The organism is Streptomyces sp. NPDC085946, assembly GCF_044540485.1.
Taxonomy (GTDB): Bacteria; Actinomycetota; Actinomycetes; order Streptomycetales; family Streptomycetaceae; genus Streptomyces.
Map to the genome: position 1 here is coordinate 196,848 of NZ_JBITSF010000015.1, position 24,312 is coordinate 221,159.

24 protein-coding genes and 3 pseudogenes are annotated in these 24,312 nt (G+C 74.8%); 9 read left to right on the forward strand and 18 right to left on the reverse strand.

The genetic code is table 11. From position 1 onward, the window contains the following. Nucleotides 1-56 precede the first annotated feature (56 nt). Nucleotides 57-1,271, reverse strand: coding sequence for a lysostaphin resistance A-like protein (locus ACIF8T_RS27300; RefSeq protein WP_400038748.1), 1,215 nt, complete (start codon nucleotides 1,269-1,271; stop codon nucleotides 57-59). Between the two features lie 817 nt (nucleotides 1,272-2,088). Here ACIF8T_RS27300 and ACIF8T_RS27305 point away from each other — a divergent pair. The 6 genes from ACIF8T_RS27305 (at nucleotide 2,089) to ACIF8T_RS27330 (ending at nucleotide 7,337) form a co-directional block, all read left to right on the forward strand. Further along, the gene (locus ACIF8T_RS27305) at nucleotides 2,089-2,475 is read left to right on the forward strand and encodes a hypothetical protein (RefSeq protein WP_400038749.1); all 387 of its coding nucleotides are present in this window, start codon (nucleotides 2,089-2,091) and stop codon (nucleotides 2,473-2,475) included. A gap of 15 nt (nucleotides 2,476-2,490) precedes the next feature. Next, on the forward strand, nucleotides 2,491-4,731 hold the full coding sequence (gene tap, locus ACIF8T_RS27310) for a telomere-associated protein Tap (RefSeq protein ID WP_400038750.1): 2,241 nt from the start codon (nucleotides 2,491-2,493) through the stop codon (nucleotides 4,729-4,731). Nucleotides 4,732-4,744: 13 nt separating this feature from the next. Continuing rightward, nucleotides 4,745-5,299, forward strand: a complete 555-nt coding sequence (tpg, locus tag ACIF8T_RS27315) for a telomere-protecting terminal protein Tpg (protein WP_400038751.1) — start codon at nucleotides 4,745-4,747, stop codon at nucleotides 5,297-5,299. A 368-nt stretch (nucleotides 5,300-5,667) separates the two neighbouring features. Then, a complete protein-coding gene (locus tag ACIF8T_RS27320; protein WP_400038789.1) occupies nucleotides 5,668-6,201 on the forward strand; it encodes a kinase in 534 nt (177 codons plus the stop codon). A gap of 75 nt (nucleotides 6,202-6,276) precedes the next feature. Then, nucleotides 6,277-6,729: a hypothetical protein gene (locus ACIF8T_RS27325; protein ID WP_400038752.1), complete on the forward strand. Its 453-nt coding sequence runs from the start codon at nucleotides 6,277-6,279 to the stop codon at nucleotides 6,727-6,729. Nucleotides 6,730-6,851: 122 nt separating this feature from the next. Further along, nucleotides 6,852-7,337: a carboxymuconolactone decarboxylase family protein gene (locus ACIF8T_RS27330; RefSeq protein WP_400038753.1), complete on the forward strand. Its 486-nt coding sequence runs from the start codon at nucleotides 6,852-6,854 to the stop codon at nucleotides 7,335-7,337. A gap of 114 nt (nucleotides 7,338-7,451) precedes the next feature. On the opposite strand, the pseudogene ACIF8T_RS27335 reads toward ACIF8T_RS27330, so the two are convergent. The 4 genes and pseudogenes from ACIF8T_RS27335 to ACIF8T_RS27350 form a co-directional block, all read right to left on the reverse strand. Then, nucleotides 7,452-8,045: pseudogene (locus ACIF8T_RS27335) on the reverse strand (AAA family ATPase); the annotation flags it as partial. After that, nucleotides 8,041-9,098, reverse strand: a pseudogene (locus ACIF8T_RS27340) (ArsO family NAD(P)H-dependent flavin-containing monooxygenase). The pseudogenes ACIF8T_RS27340 and ACIF8T_RS27335, both read right to left, overlap by 5 nt. Further along, nucleotides 9,095-10,186, reverse strand: a complete 1,092-nt coding sequence (gene arsB / locus ACIF8T_RS27345; protein WP_400038754.1) for an ACR3 family arsenite efflux transporter — start codon at nucleotides 10,184-10,186, stop codon at nucleotides 9,095-9,097. The pseudogene ACIF8T_RS27340 and the gene arsB overlap by 4 nt, the downstream one beginning before the upstream one ends. Further along, nucleotides 10,183-10,491 (reverse strand): ArsR/SmtB family transcription factor, encoded by a 309-nt coding sequence (locus ACIF8T_RS27350; protein ID WP_400038755.1) that lies wholly within the window; start codon nucleotides 10,489-10,491, stop codon nucleotides 10,183-10,185. Before ACIF8T_RS27350 ends, arsB begins: the two co-directional genes overlap by 4 nt. Before the next feature lie 81 nt (nucleotides 10,492-10,572). Between ACIF8T_RS27350 and ACIF8T_RS27355 the strand changes: the two genes are divergently transcribed. From ACIF8T_RS27355 to ACIF8T_RS27365, 3 genes and pseudogenes are all read left to right on the forward strand, one after another. After that, complete coding sequence (locus tag ACIF8T_RS27355) at nucleotides 10,573-10,992, forward strand: arsenate reductase ArsC (RefSeq protein ID WP_400038756.1); 420 nt, start codon at nucleotides 10,573-10,575, stop codon at nucleotides 10,990-10,992. Nucleotides 10,993-11,233: 241 nt separating this feature from the next. Then, a pseudogene (locus ACIF8T_RS27360) lies at nucleotides 11,234-11,867 on the forward strand (MBL fold metallo-hydrolase). 92 nt (nucleotides 11,868-11,959) lie between these two features. Beyond that, nucleotides 11,960-12,502 (forward strand): 2'-5' RNA ligase family protein, encoded by a 543-nt coding sequence (locus ACIF8T_RS27365; RefSeq protein ID WP_400038757.1) that lies wholly within the window; start codon nucleotides 11,960-11,962, stop codon nucleotides 12,500-12,502. Between the two features lie 121 nt (nucleotides 12,503-12,623). Here ACIF8T_RS27365 and ACIF8T_RS27370 read toward each other — a convergent pair whose 3' ends face one another. The 13 genes from ACIF8T_RS27370 to ACIF8T_RS27430 all read right to left on the reverse strand — a co-directional run bounded on the left by ACIF8T_RS27370 (nucleotide 12,624) and on the right by ACIF8T_RS27430 (nucleotide 24,292). Next, entirely contained in the window at nucleotides 12,624-13,187 is a 564-nt protein-coding gene (locus tag ACIF8T_RS27370) for a Dps family protein (protein ID WP_400038758.1), read from the reverse strand. 242 nt (nucleotides 13,188-13,429) lie between these two features. Further along, nucleotides 13,430-13,618 (reverse strand): hypothetical protein, encoded by a 189-nt coding sequence (locus ACIF8T_RS27375; RefSeq protein ID WP_400038759.1) that lies wholly within the window; start codon nucleotides 13,616-13,618, stop codon nucleotides 13,430-13,432. 134 nt (nucleotides 13,619-13,752) lie between these two features. Beyond that, complete coding sequence (locus tag ACIF8T_RS27380) at nucleotides 13,753-15,021, reverse strand: MFS transporter (RefSeq protein WP_400038760.1); 1,269 nt, start codon at nucleotides 15,019-15,021, stop codon at nucleotides 13,753-13,755. Nucleotides 15,022-15,288: 267 nt separating this feature from the next. Then, complete coding sequence (locus tag ACIF8T_RS27385; RefSeq protein WP_400038761.1) at nucleotides 15,289-16,269, reverse strand: alpha/beta hydrolase; 981 nt, start codon at nucleotides 16,267-16,269, stop codon at nucleotides 15,289-15,291. Continuing rightward, nucleotides 16,266-16,508, reverse strand: a complete 243-nt coding sequence (locus ACIF8T_RS27390; RefSeq protein ID WP_400038762.1) for an acyl-CoA carboxylase epsilon subunit — start codon at nucleotides 16,506-16,508, stop codon at nucleotides 16,266-16,268. Before ACIF8T_RS27390 ends, ACIF8T_RS27385 begins: the two co-directional genes overlap by 4 nt. A 157-nt stretch (nucleotides 16,509-16,665) precedes the next feature. After that, the gene (locus ACIF8T_RS27395; RefSeq protein ID WP_400038763.1) at nucleotides 16,666-17,613 is read right to left on the reverse strand and encodes a hypothetical protein; all 948 of its coding nucleotides are present in this window, start codon (nucleotides 17,611-17,613) and stop codon (nucleotides 16,666-16,668) included. Further along, on the reverse strand, nucleotides 17,610-17,924 hold the full coding sequence (locus ACIF8T_RS27400) for a hypothetical protein (RefSeq protein WP_400038764.1): 315 nt from the start codon (nucleotides 17,922-17,924) through the stop codon (nucleotides 17,610-17,612). The genes ACIF8T_RS27395 and ACIF8T_RS27400 overlap by 4 nt, the downstream gene beginning before the upstream one ends. Further along, the gene (locus ACIF8T_RS27405) at nucleotides 17,894-18,070 is read right to left on the reverse strand and encodes a hypothetical protein (protein ID WP_400038765.1); all 177 of its coding nucleotides are present in this window, start codon (nucleotides 18,068-18,070) and stop codon (nucleotides 17,894-17,896) included. The genes ACIF8T_RS27400 and ACIF8T_RS27405 overlap by 31 nt, the downstream gene beginning before the upstream one ends. A gap of 46 nt (nucleotides 18,071-18,116) precedes the next feature. Next, a complete protein-coding gene (locus tag ACIF8T_RS27410; RefSeq protein WP_400038766.1) occupies nucleotides 18,117-18,980 on the reverse strand; it encodes an NAD(P)H-binding protein in 864 nt (287 codons plus the stop codon). Nucleotides 18,981-19,356: 376 nt separating this feature from the next. Beyond that, nucleotides 19,357-20,274: a hypothetical protein gene (locus ACIF8T_RS27415; RefSeq protein ID WP_400038767.1), complete on the reverse strand. Its 918-nt coding sequence runs from the start codon at nucleotides 20,272-20,274 to the stop codon at nucleotides 19,357-19,359. 27 nt (nucleotides 20,275-20,301) lie between these two features. Then, the gene (locus ACIF8T_RS27420) at nucleotides 20,302-21,864 is read right to left on the reverse strand and encodes an acyl-CoA carboxylase subunit beta (protein WP_400038768.1); all 1,563 of its coding nucleotides are present in this window, start codon (nucleotides 21,862-21,864) and stop codon (nucleotides 20,302-20,304) included. Between the two features lie 44 nt (nucleotides 21,865-21,908). Continuing rightward, the gene (locus tag ACIF8T_RS27425) at nucleotides 21,909-22,703 is read right to left on the reverse strand and encodes a 4'-phosphopantetheinyl transferase family protein (RefSeq protein ID WP_400038769.1); all 795 of its coding nucleotides are present in this window, start codon (nucleotides 22,701-22,703) and stop codon (nucleotides 21,909-21,911) included. Nucleotides 22,704-22,885: 182 nt separating this feature from the next. Beyond that, nucleotides 22,886-24,292, reverse strand: coding sequence for an MFS transporter (locus ACIF8T_RS27430; RefSeq protein ID WP_400038770.1), 1,407 nt, complete (start codon nucleotides 24,290-24,292; stop codon nucleotides 22,886-22,888). Nucleotides 24,293-24,312: the final 20 nt, after the last annotated feature.

A 24,312-nucleotide genomic window follows, 5' to 3' on the forward strand; every position in this document is an offset into this window, starting at 1 on the left:
CGGCCCGCCCCGGCCGGTCGCCCCGGCCGGGGTCGCGAGGCCCGCGCGCCGCCGCGTCAGTGCGTGCCGTGCCCGCCCGGCGGGACCCACGGACCGGAGGCCGGTGGCCGTCCGGACGGCGGCGGGACCTCCTGCGCCGGCCCCGGCCGGGGTCCCGGCGCCGCCGGCGTCTGCCAGGTCGCCGGTGCCGGCCCGTACGGCGGTGCCTGCGGTGCCTGCGGTGCTTGCGGTGCTTGCGGTGCCTGCGGGACCTGCTGCATCGGCGGCATCGGCGTACCGAACGGGGATGACGGCATCGGCGTGCCGAACGCGTGCGGCGGCATCGGTGTGCCGAACGGGTGCGGCGGCATCGGCAGGTCCGCCGGTGGGGAGACCCGCGCCGGTCGGCGGCGTCGCGCGAGCCAGAGGACGGCCGCCGCGTAGAGCGCGATGACCGTGATGTCGACGGCGGCGAGCTGCCACGGCATGTCGGCGGCGGTCTCGTCCGAGGCGAGCCCGTCGACCACCGCCGCGGACAGCCCGAAACTCGTCAGGTTGTTGAGCACGTGCAGGGCGACGGCTGCCTCCAGTCCCCCGGTGCGGAGGGTCAGCCACCCGGCCACCAGCCCGAACACCAGCAGGTCGGTGAAGCCCCACGGGGTGCCCCAGCCGTGCGCGGCGGCGAACAGCGCGGCCTGCGGCACCACCGCACACCACGGCGAGCGCAGGAACCCGCCCACCGCCTGCGTCAGCCACCCCCGGAACACGTACTCCTCGGCGGCCGCCTGGAACGGCACGAGCACCGCCAGCACGGCCAGCGAGGTGAGGAACGCCGGCAGCCCCACCCACACCGACGGCCCGGCCGTCCCGCCCTCCGGTTCCGGGAGCCAGAACAGGGAGGAACCCAGCACCATTTGGGCCGGTACGGCGGCGAGCAGGCACCAGCCGAGCCAGCGCATCCGCAGCCGCCCGGTGACCGACGAGACCGTGCCGGCCGGGCGCCGCCCCGTCCACCGCACGGCGAGCAGCACCAGCGGCAGGGCGAGCGCGATGTACGCCAGGTCCAGTGCCGTGCCCGCCAGCGGTCCGAAGTCGATCCCGCCGTCCGGGTGTTCGGGCCGGCCGGCCGCCGCGCCCACGCCGTAGGACACGACCTCCAGGACGAGCACCAGCAGGAGCCAGCCGCCGATCAGCAGGAGCGTGCCGAGCAGGGGGCGCCACCATCGGTGGCGGTCCGTGCAGCGGGCCATGCGGTGATAGGGGAGCGGGGTGAGCGGCGGCGAGACGGTCATGGGCATCAGCATGACGTCGCCGCCCGCCCGCGGCGTCCCCCGCCGGCAGGAGACCCCCTCTGCCTCAGGGTGGACACGGCGCCCGTCCCGAGGCAGGCGCGGGCGCGGGGCACGTCGCCCACGCGCGCATCCGGCAGGGAATCCCTCCGCACCCGGCTGCTCCCGGCCGTCCCCGCGCCGCCCGACGCGGCGGTCCTCCCCCTCGTGCTGCTGCCGGGCGGCGCTCCGCCCGGACCGCCGCTGCCCACCACCGGCATGGCCGTCGCCCTGGTGCTGCCACCGGCCGCGCCGGGACGGCGCCGCCACGATCCGCTGCGGTCGCTCGCCGGGACACCGGCCGCCCTGCGCCGGCCGGTCGCCGTGCCGCGTGACACGCACCCGCCCGGACCGCGGCCGGTGAGCGGACGCCTTCGGGAACCGGTCACCGGATTCTCGACGGCCCGTCCCCGGTGACGACGTTCGGCCCCGCCTCCGCGCCCACCCCCTGAAACCGGCCACCGGTCCCGGCGCCCCGTCCCTTTCCCGCCCGCGGGAGTGCATCCGGACGCTCCCCCGCAGCGGAAGACATTGACAGGGGCCTCCGCCTTGTGACCCCCCGAGCCGGGGCGGAGGCCCCGTGGGGCTGCCCGGTGCGCTGACCACGCGCGCATCCCGCTCCGCACCGGGCCCGGCCGGCGTCCGGGTCCCGCACCCCGACCGCCGGACCGCGCACGGTCCGCCGCGCCTCCTCCGTCCACGTGCCGCGAGAAGGTGCGGCACGTGGGACAACAGAACAACGTCGTGTTGTCCTGTTGTCCCCTGACGATAGGGTGGCCGCATGGCACGTGAGGTACGGGACACCGCCGGCGGACGCCGGTCCGCGGGGGCGGGGGAATCCACCGGCGGGCGGGCTCCGGCCCGTCGTCTGGCGGAGGACGCCGCGCTGCTGGAACGGCTGCTGACGGCCACCGCGCGGCAGCAGGAGGACGGCGGGCGGGACCCGGACGTGACCGCGGACGACGTGGCCGCCGCGCTGGGCATGTTCGCGGACATGCGCCTGTCGCTGGACCGGCTGGAGACGCAGGTGGTCATCGAGGCCCGGCGCCGCGGCATGGACTGGCGGCAGATCGCCGGACACCAGGGCCTGAACTCCTCACAAGCCGCCTCGCAGCGCTACCAGCGGCTGGTGACCCGTCTCGAAGAGATCCGCCAGGGCGTCCGGTAAGGGAGGGGGAGACACATGAGCGACCAGCCGCAGGAGCTGTTCAGCGCCGTCGACTCGCTGCTCGCCGCCGTCGACGACGGCACCGTGCTGCCCCCGCCGGCCGAGCGGACCAGGCTGCGCGAGGCCGCCGGGCTCACGGAGGCCGCCGTCGCCCAGGCCCTGGGGGTGCGCGTGCCGAGCGTCCAGGCATGGGAGGCGGGCCGCGCCGAACCCAGGGGCGAGCGTCTGGAGGCCTACCGCAGACTGCTGGAGGGCCTCGCCCGGCGCTGCCCGGCACCTGCCGCACCCGTCGCACCGTCCGACGGCGGGCCCGGCCTCCCGCCGTCCGGGCGGCCGGTCCCGCAGGCGCCCGCGCGGCCGCCCGCGGGACCACTGGCGGACGTCACGGGCGGCGCACCGACGGCCCCCGCCGCGCCCGCGACCCGACCCCGCCGCGCTGCCGGCACCGGCCGGACACCCGGAGCGCGGCGCTCCGGCCCGACGCCGGGGGAGAGGACCACCGCGGCCGCGCCGAGCGCGGCCGACCCCCGCTTCGCCCACGGCCCGCTCGCCGTCCTGGCGGCCGACGAGGACGGGCGGGTCGTCGCGTACTGCGTCGGCGGCCTGGTCCTGGACGTCCCCGCCAGGTCCCTGCCCGCCCTGGTCGAATGGGCCCTGGACGAGGCCCGGCTGGGCGCGCCCCGGCTGAACGGCTCCGGGAAGGACGCCGATCCGCTGGTCGTGCTCACCGCCGGCGCCTGCGAACGGTACGGACTGCCGGTCCACCTCTCCCAGGAGGAACGCCTCGCCGGACGCATCCCCGACTCCCACAAGGCCGTCAAGCAGGTGCAGCGGGCCGGCTGGCAGCTGACGCGGCGCGGTTTCGGGCCGTGGGCCCGGATCTACCGCCCCGCGCAGGGCGCGCGGCGCGCCTGCGTCCAGCTCTGCATCCCGTCCTGGGACGCGCTCGACCCCCGCCACTGGGGCGGCGCCGCGCAGCTCCCCCCCGCGGAACTGGCCCGTCTCCTGGGCGTCTACGCGACACGGGTCATGACCCCGCGCGGCTCCACCGCCGTCACCGGCCTGGAACTGATGACCGCCCTCACCCCGCCGACCCGGGCCGGGCGGCCCGACGCCGACGGCCGGCGGCACAGCGAGCACAACCCCGGCTCGCTGGGCACCGACCCCGTGGACTGCGCGCCCTGCGAAGCCCCCGACGGGCACCCGCTGCTGGCCGGCCTGCCCCGGTTCCACCAGCGGGGCCCGGCCGAGATGCTGCTGGAGGAGGCGTACGACTGGGCGCGGCCGCTCACCGACGACGAGTGCATGAAGCGCCACCTGGTCGGCATCGACATCAACCTCGCCTTCGGCGCGGCCGCCAACGGCGCGGTCGTCGGCCTGGCCTGCGCACCGGTCCACGTCAGGAACCCGGCGTTCGACCCCAAGCTCCCCGGCAGCTGGCTGGTGGACCTCTCCCACGTCGACCTGTCCCGCGTACGGGTCGGCAAGGAGTGGCGGCACCTGCGCGGCGAGCTGCTGCCCAGCCCGTTCACCCCGGGCGGCGAACGCCCCGAGGGCCCGGCCTGGTACGCGACACCGACCGTGGCGTACGCGGTGGAACTCGGCTACGACGTGCAACCGGTCGAGGCGTACGTCCGGCCCGCCGCCGGCCGCTACCTGGACGGCTGGTACAAGCGGCTGCGCGACGCCTACGTCGCCACCATGGCCGACCTGGGGGTGCCGGAGGGCCTGGCCCCGGAGGAGTTCCTGGCGGCGATGGAGGGCCACCGGCAGCGCGACGCGCACCTGGCGATCGTGCTGTCCGCGATCAAGGCGACCGTCAAGGGCGGCATCGGCAAACTGCGGGAGCGGCCGCGCGGCGGCGGCTGGCGCCCGGGCCTGCCGTGGCCCGCGCTCGCCCGCCCGACCTGGCGGCCGGACATCCGCGCCACCGTGATCTCCCGCGCCCGGGTCAACATGCACCGCAAGATGACCGCCCTCGCCGCGGCCACCGGGCAGTACCCGGTCGCGATCCTGTCGGACTGCGCCGTGTACGCCGCCGACGGCCCCAGCCCGCTGCACGTCCTGCCCTACACCGCCGACGGCACGACCGTGCCCGGCAGCTTCCGGCTCGGCGTCTCCCCGGGGATGGTCAAGCACGAGGGCACCCAGACCACCCTGTGGGGCGAGGAGGTGCGCGAGAAGCACGGCCAGGAGCTCAACCTCGCGCGCTACATCAAGGACGGCCGGGTCACCGCCACGGACGACGGAGAGTAGAGGAGGCTGCCTGGTGGACACGGTCGGGGAAGGCCTCGACGCCGCGCTGCACAAGGCGTTCACGCGCCCGGTGCCCAGGAGCGCGGGCGCGCAGATGCGGTACCTCGTCAAGCGGCTCAACGGCACCGGGCCCGTGGCCGAGCTGCTCGGCGTCACCCGGCGCACCGTCGAACGCTACGTGCGGAACCAGATCAGAACGCCCCGGCCGGAGCTGGCCGCACGCCTGGAGCACGAGGTGCGCCGGCGGTGGCAGCCGGGGGTCCGCGCCCGGGCCAGGCGGCAGGCGGCCACCACCGGCGGCATCGTCATCGACACCCGGGCCCGGTTCGGCTACAGCGCGGCCCCCGGCACCACCGACGACCCGCGGCTGCGGCACCTCACCGTGGCCCTGCCCCCCGCGTACGCGGACCGCCTCTTCCGGGCCCACGAAGAGGGCGCCACGGAACAGCAGTTGCGCGCCATCACGGCCGAAGGCCTGGGCGAGATCTACTTCCGCGACCGCAACCGGCGCGCCCGGGGCCTCGACGTCGAGTTCACCGACGTGGAGCACGTCGACTTCGACCTCTGACGGCCGCGGCCCCACCCGGGAGCGGGCCCCGGTAGTGAGCCGAAGCGCGATGGTCGCCACGTGGGCAGGCTTGTCGTCACCTGCCAGGCCGGGCGCCGGACTCGGGGGTGCCGGCCGGCTCCACGGTGGCGGGCCGGCGTCCGCCGCAGCAGGCCACCACTGCTGTCACGACGAGGTCGTCGCGCGTCACACCGCGCCCCGGCGACAGGAAGACCGGTGATATCGGCCATGTGGGACGACTCCGGCGCCTCTCTGGTGACAGTCCGGCTGCTTCGGCCCGGTTTCCGCGCAGCCTGTGCGGTGCCGTCGGCGACCACTGCCGAGCCCCGGCACAGGCGGGCGCCGGCCCCGATAGCCTGACCGCCGTGATGACGGGAACCCGGGACACCCGGCTGGTCGTGCTGCGCGGCAACAGCGCCTCGGGCAAGTCGTCCGTCGCGGCCGGCCTGCGGGAGAGGTTCGGCCGCGGCCTGGCCGTGGTCGGCCAGGACAACCTCCGCCGCGTCGTCCTGCGCGAACGCGACCGGCCCGGCGCGGCGAACATCGGCCTCATCGACACCGTCGCCCGCTACGCCCTGGACGCCGGCTACCACGTCGTCGTCGAGGGCATCCTCCACGCCGACCACTACGGCGAGATGCTCGCCCGGCTGCGCGCCGAGCACCGGGGTCCGACCCACGCCTACTACCTGGACGTGCCGTTCGCCGAGACCCTCGCCCGGCACGCCACCAAGCCGCAGGCGCTGGAGTTCGGCGAGGCGGAGCTGCGCGACTGGTACAGGCCCCTCGACCTGCTGCCCGGCGGCGCCGAGACCGTGATCGGCGCCGACAGCGCGCTGACGGCGACCGTCGACCGCGTCCTGCGCGACACCGGCCTCTGCGGCCTTCCCCCGCGCGAGCACTGACGGGGCGGGCCCGCGAGCGGTGCCGCCGGACGCCCCACCGCCCCGCCCCGCGCGGTGGCCGCCTGCCCTCCGGTCATGGCCGACGTCTACGAGTTCCAGCTCACCCTCGACCTGCCGGACACCCTGCCGCCGCAGGAACTCGCCCTGATCCGCTGGCACTTGGGGGAGGAAGGCGGTACCTCTGACGCGGGTGACCGCGGCGCGTACGCGTATCCCCTGTGGGACGCCCGGGGACCGGCGCGGCGGGTCGGGGGCGTACTGGTCGGCGAGCTCCGCCGCGACGGGTGGGGATGGGCGCTGACCGTGCGGTCGGAGGCCCATCCCGACGAGTTCGACGACCTGCGCAGGATGGTGCTGTGGCTCGGCCGCCGCACCACGAGCACCGGCACCGTCGGGTACCTCCGCTTCTACGAGGCCGACGTCCCCGACGTCCTGGTCGCCCGGGCCGGCACCGTGCACTGCCTGACCCTGCGGGTGGAGCGGGTCATCGAGTCCGCGTCGGAGGTGCTGCCCGATCCCCGCGCGTGAACCGCACCGCGGCACCCGCCCCTGAGGGCGGTGGCGTACGTCACAGCGCCGGACCGTCACACGCGGCGGCCCGCCGGCATCTCGTGTTCGTCCCGTGCACGACCACGAGTGAGGACTGAGTCATGGACACCCGCTTCACCCTGTTCGACAACGAGATCGCCACCAGGTTCTTCAAGCGGTTCGCCAACGCCGGGCTGGTGATCCAGCAGTCGCCGCTGCCGAGGTCCACGCAGGAGCTGGTGTCGCTGCGGGCCAGCCAGATCAACGGCTGCGGCTGGTGCATCGACATGCACACCAAGGAGGCCGCGGCCGCGGGCGAGAGCGCGGTCCGGCTCCACCTGGTCGCCGCGTGGCGCGAGTCCACCGTGTTCACCGAGGCGGAGCGGGCCGCGCTGGCGCTCGCCGAGGAGGGCACCCGGCTCGCCGACGCCTCCCAGGGGGTGTCCGACGAGACCTGGGCCCAGGTGCGCAAGCACTACGACGACGACCAGATCGCCGCGCTGGTCTGCCTGGTCGCCCTGATCAACGCGGCCAACCGGCTCGCCGTGATCGTGCACCAGAAGGGCGGTTCCTACGAACCCGGCATGTTCTCCGCCGTGTTCGACTGACCGGCGGACGCGTCCGGCCCGGTCCCGGGAGCACGCCGTCCGGGCCGGGCCGGTGCGGGCGCGGGTGCCCCGAGGCGCACCCGGTCGTCACCGGCCCGGCGAGGCCCGGTGACGTCAGGAACTCGTGAGGACGAGTTGCCGGGCCGCCCGGGTCATCGCGACGTAGCGGTCGACCGCCCCCGCGACGCCCTCGCCGAACTTCTCCGGGTCGACGAGGACGACGAGGTCGGACTCCAGCCCCTCCGACAGCTCCGGGGCCGGCGACCGGACGCGGGGCGTCGACGGCGGGAAGGCGGGATCGCCGATGACGCAGGCGATGCCGTCGGCGTGCGCGGCGAGCCGGGCGTCGAGGACCGCGTGCAGGTCCGCGGCGGCTCCGCGGACGACGGGGACGCCGCCGCTGCGGACGGAGACCGGGACGTCGGCGTCCGGGACCGCGGCCCGGACGACCGGCTCGGCCTCCGCCGTCACCTCCTCGGGCGTGCGGTAGTTGACGTTCGGGGAAGCCGACTCGATCCGGTCGAACCCGACCCGTTCCAGCCGTTCCCGCCACGACCCGGCGAACCCGTGCCGCGCCTGGGCGCGGTCCCCGACGACGGTGAAGCTGCGCGACGGGCAGCGCAGCAGCAGCATCTGCCGTTCCGCGTCGGTCAGTTCCTGCGCCTCGTCCACGACGACGTGCGCGAACGGGCCGGCCGTCGGCTCAGCCGTCCAGGTCGCGTGCGATCCGCTGTGCGGCCTCGCGGGCGGTGCGGCCCACGCCGATGAGGGTGGCGGAGGCCGGGCCGGTCCAGTCGCCGTAACCGAGCAGGTGCAGGCGGGGTTCGCCGGCCGCCCGCGTTCCCGCGGTCGCTACGTGGCCGCGCGGGCCGCGCAGCCCGAGCGGGGCGAGGTGGGCCAGGGCGGGCCGGAAGCCGGTGCACCAGACGACGGTGTCCGCCTCAGCCCGGCTGCCGTCCGCCCGGCGGACGCCGGTCGCGGTGAGCCGGCTGAACATCGGCCGGGTGCGCAGGAGTCCGGCGTCGCGGGCGGCGCGTACCGGCGGCACGGCGACGATGTCACCGAGCGAGGCGACCCCGCCCGTGTCACCACGGCCCTCGTCGAGGGCGCGGCGCCGGGCGGTGGCCACCTCGAACAGCGCCCGGCCGTCGATGTCGTCGGCCAGGAAGCGCGGGGGCGCCGGGTCGCCCACGTCACGTCGGCCCCGGCCAGGGCGAGGTCGGCGGCGATCTGCGCACCGGAGTTCCCGCCGCCGACCACGACGACCCGGCCCCGGACGTCGTCCGGCCGGCGGTAGTCCACCGTGTGCAGCTGCCGCCCGGTGAAGACGTCCCGGCCGGGAACGGCCGGGACGAACGGGCGCGACCAGGTGCCGGTCGCGCTCACCACGGCCCGGGCCCGCCAGGTGCCGGTGTCGGCCTCGACCAGGAGCCGGCCGCCGTCGCGGCGGACGGCCACCACGCGGGTGCCGTGGTGCACCGGCAGGGCGTAGCGCTTCTCGTGGTCGGCGAGGTAGGCGACGACGTGCCGGGCGTCCGGGTACGTCGCACCGGGCTGGACCGGCATCGGCCGGCCGGGCAGCGACGAGTGCGCGGCGGGGGAGAACAGGCGCAGCGAGTCCCACATGTGCTGCCAGGACCCGCCCGGCGCCGCCTCGGCGTCCAGGATCACGAAGTCGAGGCCTTGGCGGCGCAGGTGGTAGCCGGCGGCGAGCCCCGCTTGGCCGCCGCCGACCACCACCACATCGGTGTGCTTGGTCATGAACCCAGCGGCGCGACGGTGAACTTGCGCCGCCAGGCGAGGGATACGTAGACCAGCGCGACCAGGACGGGGACCTCGATGAGCGGGCCGACGACGCCGGAGAGGGCCTGGCCGGAGGTGACGCCGAAGGTGGCGATCGCCACCGCGATGGCGAGCTCGAAGTTGTTGCCCGCGGCGGTGAAGGCGAGGGTGGCGGTGCGGTCGTAGGCGAGGCCGAGGGCCTTGCCGAGGGCGAAGGTGCCGAACCACATCACCGCGAAGTAGACCAGGAGCGGCAGCGCGATCCGGGCCACGTCCAGCGGCTGCGAGGTGATGCTCTTCCCCTGGAGGGCGAAGAGGACGACGATCGTGAACAGCAGCCCGTACAGCGCCCACGGGCCGATCTTCGGCAGGAAGCGCTGCTCGTAGCCTTCGCGGCCCATCTTCTGCTCGCCGATCCGGCGGGTCAGGAAGCCGGCCAGCAGTGGGACACCGAGGAAGATGACCACGTTGAGCGCGATCTTCCACATGGAGATGTCCAGGTGCTCGCCGTCGCCCAGGCCCAGCCAGCCGGGCAGCAGGTCGAGGTAGAACCAGCCGAGCAGGCCGAAGGCGAGGACCTGGAAGACGCTGTTGAGCGCCACCAGGACGGCGGCGGCCTCGCGGTCGCCGCACGCGAGGTCGTTCCAGATGATCACCATGGCGATGCAGCGGGCCAGGCCGACGATGATCAGCCCGGTGCGGTACTCGGGCAGGTCGGGCAGGAAGATCCACGCCAGCGCGAACATCACCGCGGGGCCGAGGACCCAGTTGACGACCAGGGAGGAGACCATCAGCCTGCGGTCGCCGGTGACGGCGTCGAGCTTGTCGTAGCGGACCTTGGCCAGGACCGGGTACATCATGATCAGCAGGCCGAGCGCGATCGGCAGGGAGATGCCGCCGATCTCCACCTTCGCCAGCGCGTCGTCCAGGCCGGGGACCACCCGCCCGAGTCCGAGACCGGCGGCCATGGCGAGCAGGATCCACACGGCGAGGTAGCGGTCGAGGGCGGAGAGCTTGGCGAAGACGGACGCCTCGCGTGTCGTCGCGGGTGCTTCGGTGCGGGTCACGGGCAGGCCCTCTTGTTGTCGGCGGCGGTGCGGGCCTGTTCGGCGAGGTCGGCGAACTGCCCGGCGAGTCGGGCGATGACGTCCGGGCGGAGCTTGTAGTAGGTGAAGCGCCCGCACGGTTCGGTGTCGACGACCCCGGCCTCGCGCAGGACCCTCAGGTGGTTGGAGAGGTTGGTCTGCCGGGCACCGGTCTCCTCGACGAGGTGGGTGGTGCACAGCGTCTCGCGGGCGAGCAGGGTCACGATCCGGAGCCTGAGCGGGTCGGCCAGCACCCTGATCAGGTCAGTGTCGACTGACGTCATCATGGGCTGATACTGTCACATCATCCCGCGCTGATACCAGCTGGGGCTGATCTGAAGGCCCGTGGCCGACCTAAGGAAGAACGCATGTCCTCCGCTCCGCTCGCCTCCGTGCTCTTCGTCTGCGTCCACAACGCCGGCCGCTCGCAGATGGCCGCAGGTTTCCTCACCCACCTCGCCGGTGACCGCGTCGAGGTCCGTTCCGCCGGTTCCGTACCCGGCGACCGGGTCAACCCGGCCGCGGTCGAGGCCATGAAGGAGGTCGGCGTCGACATCTCCGCCGCCGAGCCGAGGATCCTCACCACCGAGGCCGTCCAGGCGTCGGACTACGTCGTCACCATGGGCTGCGGCGACGCCTGCCCCGTCTTCCCCGGCAAGAAGTACCTCGACTGGGCCCTGGAGGACCCGGCCGGCAAGGGCGTCGAGGCCGTCCGCCCGATCCGCGACGAGATCAGGACCCGTGTCGAGGCCCTCGTCGCGGAGATCGACGCCCGGCGAGAAGCGTGACCGCCGCCGGCCGAGGGTGCGGGAGCGTGCCGTAGGAGTACGGGGCGTCCGTGCGTGGCCCTCCGGCCTGCCGGCCCTCCCGCGACTCCTCGGTGCTCGTCGGCCCGCACCGCCCTCCGAGGCCGCCTGGACCCGGAGGCGTTCGTCACCGGGACCATCGCCCTGGGAGAGGCCGAGGACGCCTTCGCGCGCGTGCGCAAGGGCGACGTCCTGCGCTCGGTGATGACGTTCGGATGGCGGCATCCGCATCCGACAGGCGGTCGTCTCGGGCACGTTCACCCTCGACGGCGGCACCTGGGAGATCGACGACGACATCCGGATCGTCGGCGACGACCACGAGGCCGTCGTCATCGACGCCGCCCACGACGCCGACGCCATCGACGCCGCCCACGACGCCGACGCCATCGCCGAGGCCGTCGGCGACCGCCGCCTGACGGCCGTCGTCCGCACCCACGCCCACGACGACCACATCGACGCCGCGCCCGCCCTCGCGGAGCGCGCCGGCGCCACCACGACGACCTGCTGCTGTGGAAGCGCACCCACCCCGACCGCGCTCCCGGCGGCCCCCCTCCGGCAGCCAGCGCATCGAGGTGGCCGGCACCGAACCGCGGGTGCTCCCCACCCCGGCCACACCCGGGGGCATCTGCCTCCACGTGCTCCGCCCGGGCACCGTCTCCGTCGGCGGCACGCTGTTCGCCGGCGGACCGGGCGCGGCCGGCCGGTCGTGCTCGGACTTCCCGGCCGTCATCCGCCCGGTCCGCGACCGGCTGCTCGTCCTGCCCACCGCCACGGACGTGCGGACCGGACACGGCCCGGACGCCGCCATCGGCGCCGAGGCCCCTCATCTCGCGGAGTGGGCGGCCCGCGGTCACTGACCGGTGCCCGCCCCGTAGCCCTCCGCCGGCCGGGGAGACGACACCCGGGCCGCGGTCGTCCCGTCCGCGGCCCCGCCGCCTACGCTGACGTCGTGCGCACCGTGGAACTGCTGCCGGACACCGCCACCGAACTGCTCGTCCGGGACACGTGGCGCGCGATCGCCGCCGCCGGACTGCCCAGTCTCGCCACGCACCGGCACCCGACCAATCGGCCCCACCTGACCCTCGCGACGTGCGAGGACCTGCTGCCCGCCACCCGGGCGGCGCTCGCGGACCTCCTGGCCGAGGGCCTGCCCACGCCGTTCCGGCTGGACGGGCTGCTGCGCTTCTCGGGACGCACCGGTGTCCTCGCCTGGCGCGTCGCCGCCGGACCGGAGCTCGCCGCCCTGCACCGCCGGGTGTGGGAGACGCTGGCCGCGGACGGCGGTCACCTCAACCCCCTGCACGCGCCCGGCCGTTGGGTGCCCCATCTGACCCTGGCCCGGTCGCGCGACACGTCGGTGCGGTGGCCCGCCCATCTCCTCCCGCCGGAGCTGGCACATCCGTGGGAGGCGAGTTTCACCGGTGCCCGCAGCTACGACTCGGTGACCCGCACCGTCGAGGTCCTCGGCGGCGCGGCCGACGCCGCGGAATGAGCGGACGCGGCCGGTGCCGGTGCAGGCACCGGGCCCCGCCCGCGGCCGGTGCCGGGGCGGAGGACGCCGGTGCGCCGACCGGCGTCCGGTGCCCGCCCCGAGGCGGCTCACCGCTGGGCGCTCAGCCCAGGTCCGCGCCCCGCTCGGCGGCCTCGGTCTCGGAGTGCGCCCCCGCGGTGGCCAGGTTCCCGCCGGAGTTCTCCAGGTGCGCCCGCACGAACCACTGGAACTTCTCCAGGTCGCGCAGCTGGCCGATCAGCAGGTCCTCCGTCGCCGGGTCGAGCTCGCCGGCCACCTTGATGGCCTCCCGCACGCCTTCGATCACCCCGGTGTAGACGAGGTCGAGGGCGGCCAGGTGCGCGATGGCGTCGGCCCGGCCGATGGAGTAGTCGTCCCAGTGCCGCTCCGCGACCAGCGCGCCGGGCGTTCCCTGGGCCACGCCGCCGAGGGCGCCGATGCGCTCCGCGACGTCGTCGGCCATCTCGCGCACGCTGTCCACCTGCGGGTCGACCATCTCGTGCACGGCGATGAAGTGCGGGCCGACGACGTTCCAGTGCACGTGCTTGAGGGTCAGGTGGAGATCGTTGAGCGCGTGCAGACGCGTGCGCAGCACGCCGATCAGCCTCCCGGCCGCCTCGCGCTCGATGCCGGGAACGGTGTACTTCGGGGTCAGGTCCTGCGTCATGTGTTCTACCTCGGCTCCTGAGTCGGTCTGCAAGGTGTTGCGCGTGTCCGTTTGCCCCCGTTCGACCGTGTCAGACATGCCACGTGGCAGCGAGACGGTTCGGCCGTACGGGTGGCCCGGCACACCGGCCGGCGACGCGCGGGACGGCGTCCGGAGCCGTGCCGGAACCGTGCCGCGCATGCGCGTGGCCTCCGCCCCGGAGGGCGGAGGCCACGTCGACGGTGAGGCGCTCCCGGGCTCGCTCAGCTCTTCTTCGGGCGGGGGAGCGGCGGGGACAGGAGCAGTCCGGTGCTTCCCTGCTGCAGCGTGAGAGCGCCGCACTGCCGGCTGTCGCGGTAGACGCCGTCGCACTCGACGGGGTCCAGCACCGCCTCGACGTCGACGGCCGGGATCTCGACGGCTTCCTTCACCAGCGTTTCCTTGGCGGTCATGTCACCATCTCCCTCGGGTTCAGGCTCACCATCAAGGTCACCTGAACCGGGCGAAGTATGCACAAACCTCACAAAAAACACTGGTAACTCTTTCAACATCTTGCGGGCGAGACGCCGACGTGGCCCGACCCGCCCTACGGAGCCGCCCGGTCCCGTCCCGGCGCTCCGGCGGGGCGGTCGAGCGGTGGGTGCCACGCGTCCCCGGCCGGCGACCGCCGTCCGGTCACGCGGTGGGCGACGAGGGCGGCGAGGGCGGCGAGGAGGGAGGCGGCTCCGCCGGCGAGGAGGCCGGAGCGGGCTCCCAGGGACTCGCTGAGGGCGCCGAGGAGGAGGGCCCCGAGCGGGGTGGTGCCCTGGAACACGAGGGTGTAGAGGGCCAGCACCCGGCCCCGGTAGGCCGGATCGGCGCCCAGCTGGATGCGGTGGTTGGTGGCCTGCGCGAAGTACACGGACGCGAAGCCGGTGAGGAACAGCATGAGGCCGGCCGTGGTGTAGGTCGGTGCGAGACCCGCGAGGAACTCCAGGACGCCGAACGCGGCCGCCGTGCCGATGACCCGGCGCAGCGGTGGCCTGCCCCGGCGCAGCGTCGTGGCGAAGGCCGCGCCGAGCGAGCCGGCCGCCATCGCCGTGGTCAGCAGTCCGAAGGCGGCGGCGTCGGCGTGGAAGACCGTCTTGGCGAGCAGCGGCAGGGTGAGCTGGAAGTTGAAGCCCAGCATGCCGATCACCGCGGCCAGGGCCATCGGCAGCAGCAGGTCCGGCCGGGCCACCACGTGCCGGATCCCGTCCGTGACCCGTGCCCGCCGGGGCCGGTGGGCGGTGCGGTGCAGTTCGGCGGGGCGCATCAGCCACAGCCCGGTGACCGTCGCGAGATAGCTGACCGCGTTCAGCAGCATCACCGTGCCGGTGCCGCACCAGCCGATCAGCAGACCGGCCACCGCCGGGCCCAGCACCCGCGCGCAGTTGAAGTAGGCGGCGCTCAGCGCGGAGGCGTTCGGCAGCAGGTCGGTGCCGACGAGCTCGCTGACGAACGACATCCGCGCCGGCACCTCGACGGCGTTGACCAGGCCGAGCCCCAGCGCGAACAGGCCGACGTGCCACAGCCGTACCGCACCGGCCAGGACGAGCACGCCGAGCAGCGCGGCCAGCGCGCAGGAGGCCAGGTTCGCGCCGATCAGCAGCCGGCGCTTGTCGCGGCGGTCGGCGAGGCCCCCGGCGTGCAGCGTGAACAGCAGCAGCGGCGCGAACTGCAGGGCGGTGATCACCCCGAGCGCCGAGGCCGAGTCGCCGGTCAGGGACAGCACGAGCCAGTCCTGGGCCACGACCATCATCCAGGTGCCGCCGACGGACACGATCTGGCCCGCCGCGAACAGCCGGAAGTTGCGGACCGTCAGGGACTGGAACATGCCGGCGAGGGTGCCCCTCATCGCGCCCGTACCGTCCGCGCGGCCCCGCGCCGCCGCCGGGAGCCGGCCTGCCGGCTCGTCATCGCTCCTCCCACCGGACCGGCTCAGTCGGTTCCGCGGAAGATGTGGGGGTCGGGCGTCTCCCCCTCCTCACCGGCCAGGAACGCGGGCCGCGGAGGGCGGGGGTGCTCCTCACGGGCCAGGACCCGGTACTCCAGGCGGAGCGGACCCAGGTCCGTGCCCGGCCTACCGCTTTCTCCGCGGGGGTCAGCGCAGCGCAGCATCAAGCTCCTCCATCGCGTCGGACACCGTCCGCGTCTGCCCGATCCGCGGGCGGGCGGCCGGGGCCGCCGCGTCCCGCGCCAGGAGGCACTCCTCCAGGAAGGCCAGCGCGCGGAGGTGGTACGTACGGGCAGCCCATCCGAGGCTGATGTTGTGCCCGGCGTCCTGCTGGCGGTCGATCACCACCCGGGGCGAGGCCAGCGGGCGCCTGAGCGCCGCCAGGGCCTCCTCGTCGCACCGCCACCACTGCTCCTGCTCGGCGAAGGTGAAACGGACCGGCACCCGGACCCGTGCGGCGATCCCCGGGTACCGCTCGGGCCACAGGCGCCCCTCCGCCGCCTCCCGGGCCGGCACCGGGGAGACCAGGCCGCGGCTGAGCCGGAAGGCGTCCGGCGGATACAGCCGCAGGGCGCCCCAGTGCCGGCGCCACTCCCCGCCGCCCTCCGCGCCGGGCAACTGGTGCGGCTCGACGGCGAACCGGCTGCCCAGGCCCGAGATGTCCAGGCCGATCAGGGCGTCGCCGCCGTCCTGCGCCGCGGCGGCCAGGGCGATCTTGCCCCCGTAGGAGTGAGCCACCACGAAGAACCCCGCGCCGGTGTCGTGGCCGGCCGCGAAGCCGGCCAGGGCGGTGTGCAGGGTGGCCGCCTGTTCCTCGACCGTCTGCCCCTCGGGCAGCCGGGCGGCGGACAGGCCGTAGCCGGGACGGTCCACGGCGAGCACGGTGTAGCCGAGCTCGGCTCCCAGGGCCAGCAGCGAGAGCCCGGGGCGGGACCGGTTGTCGAAGTAGCCGGCCCGCATGCCGCCACCGTGCACGGCGACCACCACGGCCCGCGGCGGCCGGTCCCGCGGCACGGCGAGCAGACCCGAGATCTCGACGCCGCCGGCGTCGAGGGTGAGGGCACGGACCGGCCGGGCACCGGTGTCCAGCAACTCCGCCAGGTCGGGCGCCTGTTGCCGTTCGGTCACGCGGCCCACCCGCTCGTGCGCCCGGTGGCGCTCTGCCAGCTGTGGGGGATGCGGGGGCCGGGCATCCGCTCCAGGCGGCGCCACCGGGCGACGTTCCGGCCCGTGTCCGTGCCCGCGTCGGCGTCGTGCGCCGGCGCCGCGATCCGGGCCAGCAACACCGCGGTGAGCGCGGCCAGTTCGTCGTCGTCGGGGGCACCGCTCTCGATGCGGATGAGCGTCTCGGACAGGTTCATGGTCATCGCCTCCGTCGTCACGGGCCCGGGGGAGGACAGGGGCTCCCCACGGGACAGGGGGGAATGCGGGGCTCACCGGGCCGCCTCCGGGCCGGTGCGGCCCGGTGAGCCTGGGAGAGGGTCGAGCGGTGCGCCGAGCTCCCGGCGCGCCGGGCCTCCGGTCTTACTCGACCTCGAAGATCTTCCAGTGGCCGTCCTTGATGAGGCTGCTGCCGTCCTTGGCGTCCTTCAGGAAGTCGACCACGACGTAGCGGCCCGGCTGCAGCGTGAGTTCGAGCAGCGTGCTCTCCCCGGCGGTCAGGGGCAGACCGCCGGTTCCCTGGTCCAGGGCGAGGGGCCCGGTGTAGTCCGGGAAGGTGCCGGTGTCGCCGAAGTCGGCGATGTAGTCGCGGACGTCCTGCTCGGTGACGTCGTCGGCGAGGCGGAACAGGACGGCCTCGATGTACCTGCCCTCGGTCATGGCGTTGCGGAGCAGCAGGGGACGGCCCGCCCGGACGGTGCCGTCGAGGATCCAGCGCGGCCGGCCGTCGATCATCTTGCCGGTCAGGGTGGCGGTGGGAACGGGCACGGCGCCGGTGAGCGCAGTGCCGCCGACCTGGAGGACGGTGTGGCGCGGGTTCTCGCCCTGGACGTGCAGGTAGTCGAAGAGCCAGTACGTGCCCGGGGCGAGCGTCGTGGTGAAGGACGCCGGGAGGTTCGGGTGGATGACCGTGCCGCCGAGCAGCTTCGCCTTCTGCCGCATCTCGGCGCTGCCCGCGACGATGTCGGGTCCGACGGTGCTGATCATCTTCACGAGGGAGGAGCGGAAGCTCTCGAAGGTCACCCCGGGCTCCGGGCGAACCAGTGATATCCAGCCGGACGCCGGGTCCGTGGTGGACACGCGGAACGAGGCCGGGCCGGGACGCGCGGTGGCCGGCGCCTCCAGGCCGGAGGCGGAGGACCTGACGTCCAGGACCTGGAGGCCCTGGTCCTCCGTTGCGGACTGCACCACGGCGGCCGGGGGCGCGGTCACGGGCTGGGCGGCGGCGGTGGCCGGGCCCGTGGCGGTGAGGGCCAGCAGCGCACCGGCGGCGGTGGTGACCCAGGCGAGACGTGTGCGTCCTGATCTCATGCGTTCTCCAGAGTGAGGAGGAAAAGGGCGGTGGGTGGCATGTGGGTTCGAAGGCCGGCCGAGGCGGCCTCGAAGGCGCGCTCGATGGCCTCCTCCGGCTGGGCGCCGTTGAGGACGACCGCGCCGGCGGAGCGGAACACCGGCACCGTGCGGATCCCGGGAGCCCGCACTCGGGCCGGCCCGGCCCGCAGCTCCCCGGCTCCGTTCGGGTCCGGCCGGACGCCGGCCTCGGCGGCCGGCCGGACCGCGGCGGCGAGGAGGCGGTGCGTCTCGAAGGTGTTCACGTGAAGGGCGCGCCCGAAGTCCAGCACGGGCCCTCCTCGGTGCCGGCGGCCGCCATGCCCGCGGTGGCCCGCTCGGCGGCCCGCCGGAACCGGGTGAACCCGATGCGGGAGTGGGCGCGGGTGGCGTCGAGAGCGGTCTCGACCTGGAGGGACGTGCTGCTGACGGCGGTCATCGGGGTGCTGTCCTTGTCCGGGAGGACGGCTCGGTGGCCGGCGGCACTAGCGGAAGGCGTCGACGTGCTCGACGACCCAGGACCGGAAGGTCCGGGCCGGCCTGCCGGTCACCTCCTCCACGACGTTCGAACTCGCTTCGGGCTCCTTGCTGAGGGCCTCGAAGTAGTCGAGCGACCCGTCCACGTACGCGGCCGGCCAGCCGCTGTCGACCATCGCCTGCCGGGCGGCGTCGCGGGGGATGTCCTGCCAGCGCAGGTCCCGCCCGGTCACCTCGCCGATGATGCGCACCTGCGCTGCCTGGGAGAGCTCCTCGGGCCCGCTGACCAGGTACTTCTTCCGGCCGTGTCCGTCGCTGGTGAGTGCCTCGGCACCGACGGCGGCGAGGTCCGACTCGTGCACGGGGGTGCGGGTGGCCGCACCGTACGGGTACCGCACCACGTCGCCGTTGCGGATCTGTTCGGCGAAGGCCATGGCGTTGCAGTGGAACCCCGTCATGCGCAGGAACGTCCACTCCAGGCTGGTCCGCTCCAGCAGGTGCTCGATGTAGGCATGGCAGTTGTTGTCCACGGGTTCGAGGCCGATGTGCACACCGACCGACGAGACGAAGGCGACGCGTCGCGCCGTGGCCTCGATCTTTTTCAGCACCGCCGGCGCGGTGTCGACCGGCAGGGAGAAGAAGGGCCACATGAGGAAGACACCGTCGACGCCCTCCAGGGCGGCGTCGAGGCTGTCCGGGTCCCCGAGGTCGCCGTGGTGGATCTCGACCCCCTCGGGCAGCCGGCCCGCATTCGGATCGTCCGGGAGGACCAGCGCCCGGACGCGGGCACCGGCCTCCAGCAGGTGGGCCGCCGCGTGCGGCCCGGCGTTCCCCGTCGCCGCGGTGATCAGGACGATGTTCCGTTCGGGCATGAGTGCTCCCTCGCGAGATGAGGATGTGGCTGTTCCGCCGGCGTCGGGGCGCTGTTCCGCCCGGTGACTGCCCGGCAGGCCGGGCACCGTGCCCGCGCCGGGACTCCGGGGACGGTCGTGTCCCGCCCCTCCGGGCGTCCCGGCAGGTCCGGGAACGCGCCGGGCCGGTCCGCGGCGGCCATGCGCCGCCGGCCGGGGCGCGTGGCCCCCGCCGGAGCCGTGGTGGCCCTTGCGCCGGCCGTCCGCGGGGCGGGGAAAGGCCGGGTCCGAGGCCGCCCCGCGGGTCGGCGGAACGACCGGGAACCACCGACGACCAGCTTCTTCGGCTGCCGGGCTTCGTGCAAGGAGTGCCGTGTCAAAGGGGTCTGCCGCTCTGTCACGTCTTCGTCAAATCCGCGGACGGCCCGGCGTCCGGCCGACGGGCCGGCGGCAGAAAGAAGCCCTGGAGTTCCGGCGGGAACGCGCCGGACGCCGCCGCCTTCCGTACGAACTCCTCGGTGATCCGGGTGAGTTCCGCGACCCCCGCCGGGCCCAGGTGCCGGTACGGCTCGCGGTCCCCGCGGTCGGTCTCCTCCTCCAGCTCCCGGCGCAGCCGCACGCCCCGCGGCGTCAGGGTCCCGTCCGCGGCCATCAGCCCGCGCTCGCGCAGCCGTTCCTCGGCGGCGTCCCAGTCCTCCTTGGTCCAGCCGCGCTTGGTCATGACCACCTCGCGCGGCATGCCCTCGTCGCTCGCGCAGTGCGAGACCAGCGCCTCGATCCCGTCCAACCCCGCCGCGCACAACGCGGTGACGTGGCTGTCGCCGCGGTGCTCGCGCAGCAGGGTGGCCGCGTACCAGAGCGCCAGGTGCGGTTCCTCGGGCACCGGCTGATCGGCGTGGGCGGCGTACAGCGGGCGCCCGGGACGGCCGCAGGCCTCCACGGCCCGCAGCGCCAGCCGGGCCGCGTCCCGCATCGGGCGTGCGGTGAGCGCCTCCTGCCCGAGGACCCGGCGCAAGGTGGCGTCGGCCGCGCGCAGCCGGGCGGCCAGCGCCTGCTCCGGGGGCACCCGGTCCCAGAGCGCGGGCAGATGCCGGGCGATCAGGTCGTACCGGAAGGTGTGGAACACCGCGGTGACCACTCCCGGCCCCACCCGGCCCAGCGCCGCGGCCCGGCCCGCCAGGTACCAGTCCATCGGGTCGTCCACCCCCCGGCCGGCCAGCTCCCGGCCGAGGTCGGGGCTGAAGTACACGGTGGAGTGCAGGGTGTTCAGCGCCTTCTGGCACTGCCGGGCCGGCGGCCCGAGGGGTGGTGTCACGGTCGTTGCTCCCTGTCGTGCCGTTGTCTACTGCGGGGGGTTGCCGTGCTTGCGCGTCGGCAGGTCGGCGTGCTTGGCCCGCAGCATGGCGAGCGAGCGGATCAGCACGGACCGGGTCTCACGGGGGTCGATGACGTCGTCGATCAGGCCGCGTTCGGCCGCGTAGTAGGGGTGCATGAGCTCCGCCTTGTACTCCGCGATCCGCTGCTTCCGCACGGCCTCGGGGTCGTCGGCGGCGTTGATCTCGCGGCGGAAGACGACGTTGGCCGCGCCTTCCGCGCCCATCACCGCGATCTCGTTGGTGGGCCAGGCCAGCGTCAGGTCGGCACCGATCGAGCGGGAGTCCATGACGATGTAGGCGCCCCCGTACGCCTTGCGCAGGACCAGCGAGATCCGCGGCACGGTGGCGTTGCAGTACGCGTACAGCAGCTTGGCCCCGCGCCGGATGATGCCGTTGTGCTCCTGGTCGACACCCGGGAGGAAGCCGGGCACGTCGACCAGGGTGACCAGGGGGATGTTGAACGCGTCGCAGAACTGGACGAACCGGGCGCCCTTCTCGGAGGCCTCGATGTCCAGCACACCCGCCATGGCGGCGGGCTGGTTGGCGACGATGCCGACGACGTGGCCGTCGAGGCGGGTCAGGGCGCACACGAGGTTGGTGGCCCACGCCGGGTGCACCTCGAAGAACTCCCCGTCGTCGACGATCTCCTCGATGACCTTGCGGATGTCGTAGGCCTGCCCCGAACCGGCCGGGACGAGATCGAGCAGGGCGTCGCCCGGCCGGTCCGCCGGGTCGGTGCAGGGCACGGCGGGCGCCAGCTCCCGGTTGTTGGCGGGCAGCAGCGACAGCAGGTACCGCACGTCCTCCAGGCAGTGCTCCTCGTCGTCGTACGCGAAGTGCGCCACGCCCGAGGTGCCGGCGTGCACGTCGGCGCCGCCGAGGGCGTTCTGGGTGATCTCCTCGCCGGTGACGGCCTTGACGACGTCGGGGCCGGTGATGAACATCTGCGAGGTCTCGCGGACCATGAACACGAAGTCGGTGAGGGCGGGACTGTAGGCGGCGCCGCCCGCGCAGGGGCCGAGCATCACCGAGATCTGCGGGATGACGCCCGACGCCTTGGTGTTGCGCTGGAAGATGCCCCCGTACCCGGCCAGGGCGGTGACGCCCTCCTGGATGCGGGCGCCCGCGCCGTCGTTGAGGCTGACCACCGGTGCGCCGGCCGCCATGGCCATGTCCAGGACCTTGTGGATCTTCTGCGCGTGCGCCTCGCCGAGCGCCCCGCCGAAGATCCGGAAGTCGTGGGCGTAGACGAAGACCGTACGGCCGTGCACGGTGCCCCAGCCGGTGACGACACCGTCGCTGTACGGCTTCTTGTGCTCCAGGCCGAAGCCGCTCGCCCGGTGCCGCCGCAGGGGCTCGACCTCGGTGAACGACCCCTTGTCCAGGAGCAGTTCGATGCGTTCGTGCGCGGTCAGCTTGCCCTTGGCGTGCTGGCGTTCGGTGGCGGCCGGATCGGGCCCGCTCCGCGCCGACTCCTTGATCGCGGTCAGTTCCTCCGTCCGGGACCGGAGGCTCTCTTCGGTGGGCATGGTGGGGTGTCTCCCTTGGTAGTGGTGAGGGCGGGGTGGTGCCGTCAGGGGGTCGTGGGCGGCGGGACGGGGTCGCCGCCCGCGCTGTCCGGGACGCCCAGCCACCGTCCGTCGAGCCGGTGGACGCCGACGGACCGCGGAGGCGTCCCCCGCACGGCCGCCGCCGCGGTGTGCGTCGCGGGGCAGGCCACGTCGAGCACGGTCCAGCCGGGCGGATGCCCGCCGCGGTCGGCGCCGAGGTAGTCGCGCGCCGGGGAGCGGCTCAGCCCCGTTCCCAGCGCTTTGAGGAATGCCTCCTTCCGGGTCCACAGGCGGCCGAAGACCTCTCTCCTGTCCTCCCGCGGCGCCCGGGCGAGCTCGGCACGCTCCCGCGGGTGCAGGGCCGCCGCGCAGATCTCGACGGTCTCCTCGCGGGGCAGCCGCTCCACGTCCACGCCGACGGGGACGGCCGCCACGCCGACGAGGGCGATCCCGCCGCTGTGGGAGAGGGAGAAGTGCAGGGGCGGCTCGGCCGGGGCCAGCGCGGGACGGCCGTGGGGCGCACCGCAGCCCGGGCAGGGCTCGCGCACGAACCGCAGGTCCCTCGGCGCGACGCCGGTGTAGCGGCCGAGCAGCCGGCGCAGCGCGATGTGGGCGGTCGTGTAGAGCAGCGCCTGGTCGGGGCGGACGAAGGAGGCGGCCCTGCGCCGTTCGGCCTCGTCGAGGTCCGAGCGGTCCAGCGCCCGCGCCGCGCGGCCCCGCGGGCTGTGCACCAGGTACAGGTCGAGCCGGTCCGGGCTGACCGTGAACCGGGCCCGCGCGGGTGCCCCGCCGACGGCGTCCTGCGGCCGGACGGTCATCGGGCCGGGCCCGCGCGACCGTGCCGGGGTGCCGCCGCGCCCGCCCCCGGGCCGCTCCGGTCGTGCCGCGGCGGGGCCTGGACGGCCGGGCCGCGGCGGTCCTCGCGCACCCGGCCCGCGGTCACCGCGCGCGGCGCAGCCTCGTGCGACATGGTGTTCCCTTCGTTCCGAGACGTGGTGGATCAGCCGGCACCCCGCGCCGGCCGCGGCAGCAGCCCGCTCAGGGCGACCAGGAAGCCGAACAGTCCGACGGCGGTGACCAGCCAGAGGGCAGGGCCGTGTCCCACGCCGTACAGCGCCGAGGTCAGCGCGACCATGAGCGCGGCGCCCAGCTGCACGGCGGTCTGGTAGAGCCCGCTCGCCTCCGCCTGACGGGGCGCGGGCACCGAACCGGTGGCCTGCAGGTGGAAGGCCGCGAAGGCGAGCACGAACGCCAGCCCCACGAGCAGCATGGTGGGCAGTACGTCGGTGGCGTAGCGCACCTGCGCGGGTGCGTCGCGCGGATAGAGCAGGTAGCTGGCCGGCGCGGCGGCGGCACCCGCCGCGATCAGCCGGGCGGGACCGAACCGCGCCGCGACGCGCCCGGAGTGGAGCGCGGTCAGCGCGAGCGGGACGCTGGCCGGCAGGAACGCGAGTCCGGTCTGCAGCGGGCCGAACCCCGCGCGCTGCTGCAGGTGCAGGGTGCTCAGCAGGAGCAGCCCCAGGTACGAGCCGTTCAGCGCCGCGGCGCCGACCGCGGAGCGCACCAGGGGCCCCCGGGCGAGCAGGTCCAGGTGCGACAGGGGCTTGTCCGAGGTCAGTTCGCCGCGGACGTACACCACGGCGAGCAGCGCCGCGAGGACGAACGCGCCGATGGTCCGCGGGTGCTGCCAGCCGGTGGCGGGCACCGAGGCGATCGCGTACACCAGCAGCAGCGTGGCGCCGGTGAGGCCGAGCGCGCTCGGGACGCCGTACCGGCCGGTGCGGGCCCCGGCCGGCGCGTCGCGCGGGATCAGCCGCAGCCCGGCCGCGAACAGCAGCAGCACGACCGGGGCGGGGAAGGCGAACGCCCAGCGCCAGCTCACCTCGGTGAGCAGCCCCGACAGCAGCAGCCCGGCGGAGAAGCCGGCGGCGCCGAAGAAGGAGTACACCGACACCGCCCTGCCGCGCGCGGGGCCCTCGGGGAACACCGCGAGGATGATGGCCAGCCCCGTGGGCGCGGTGAGCGCGGCGCAGCAGCCCTTCACCAGGCGGGTGCCGATGAGCAGCGGCCCGCCGGACGCGGCGGCGCCCGCCAGGGACGCCGCGGCGAAGAGCAGCAGGGCCGCGAGGTAGACGGGGCGGCGGCCGAGCAGCGTGACCAGGCGGGAGCCGAACAGCAGCAGACCGCCGAAGCCGACGGCGAAACCGCTGACCACCCACTGCGCCTGCGGCACGGCGAGGCCGAGGTCGTCGCCGATGGCGGGCAGCGCCACCAGCGCGACGGACACCTCCAAGGCGTCGATGAGCATGTTGCCCGCCAGCACGAACAGCAGGCCCCACAGCGCGGGGCTCCACCGTTCGCCGGCCGCGGTGGGCACGGTGGTCCGGGAGGGCGTCGAAGAGGTCATGGTCCCGTTCAGCCGTAGGG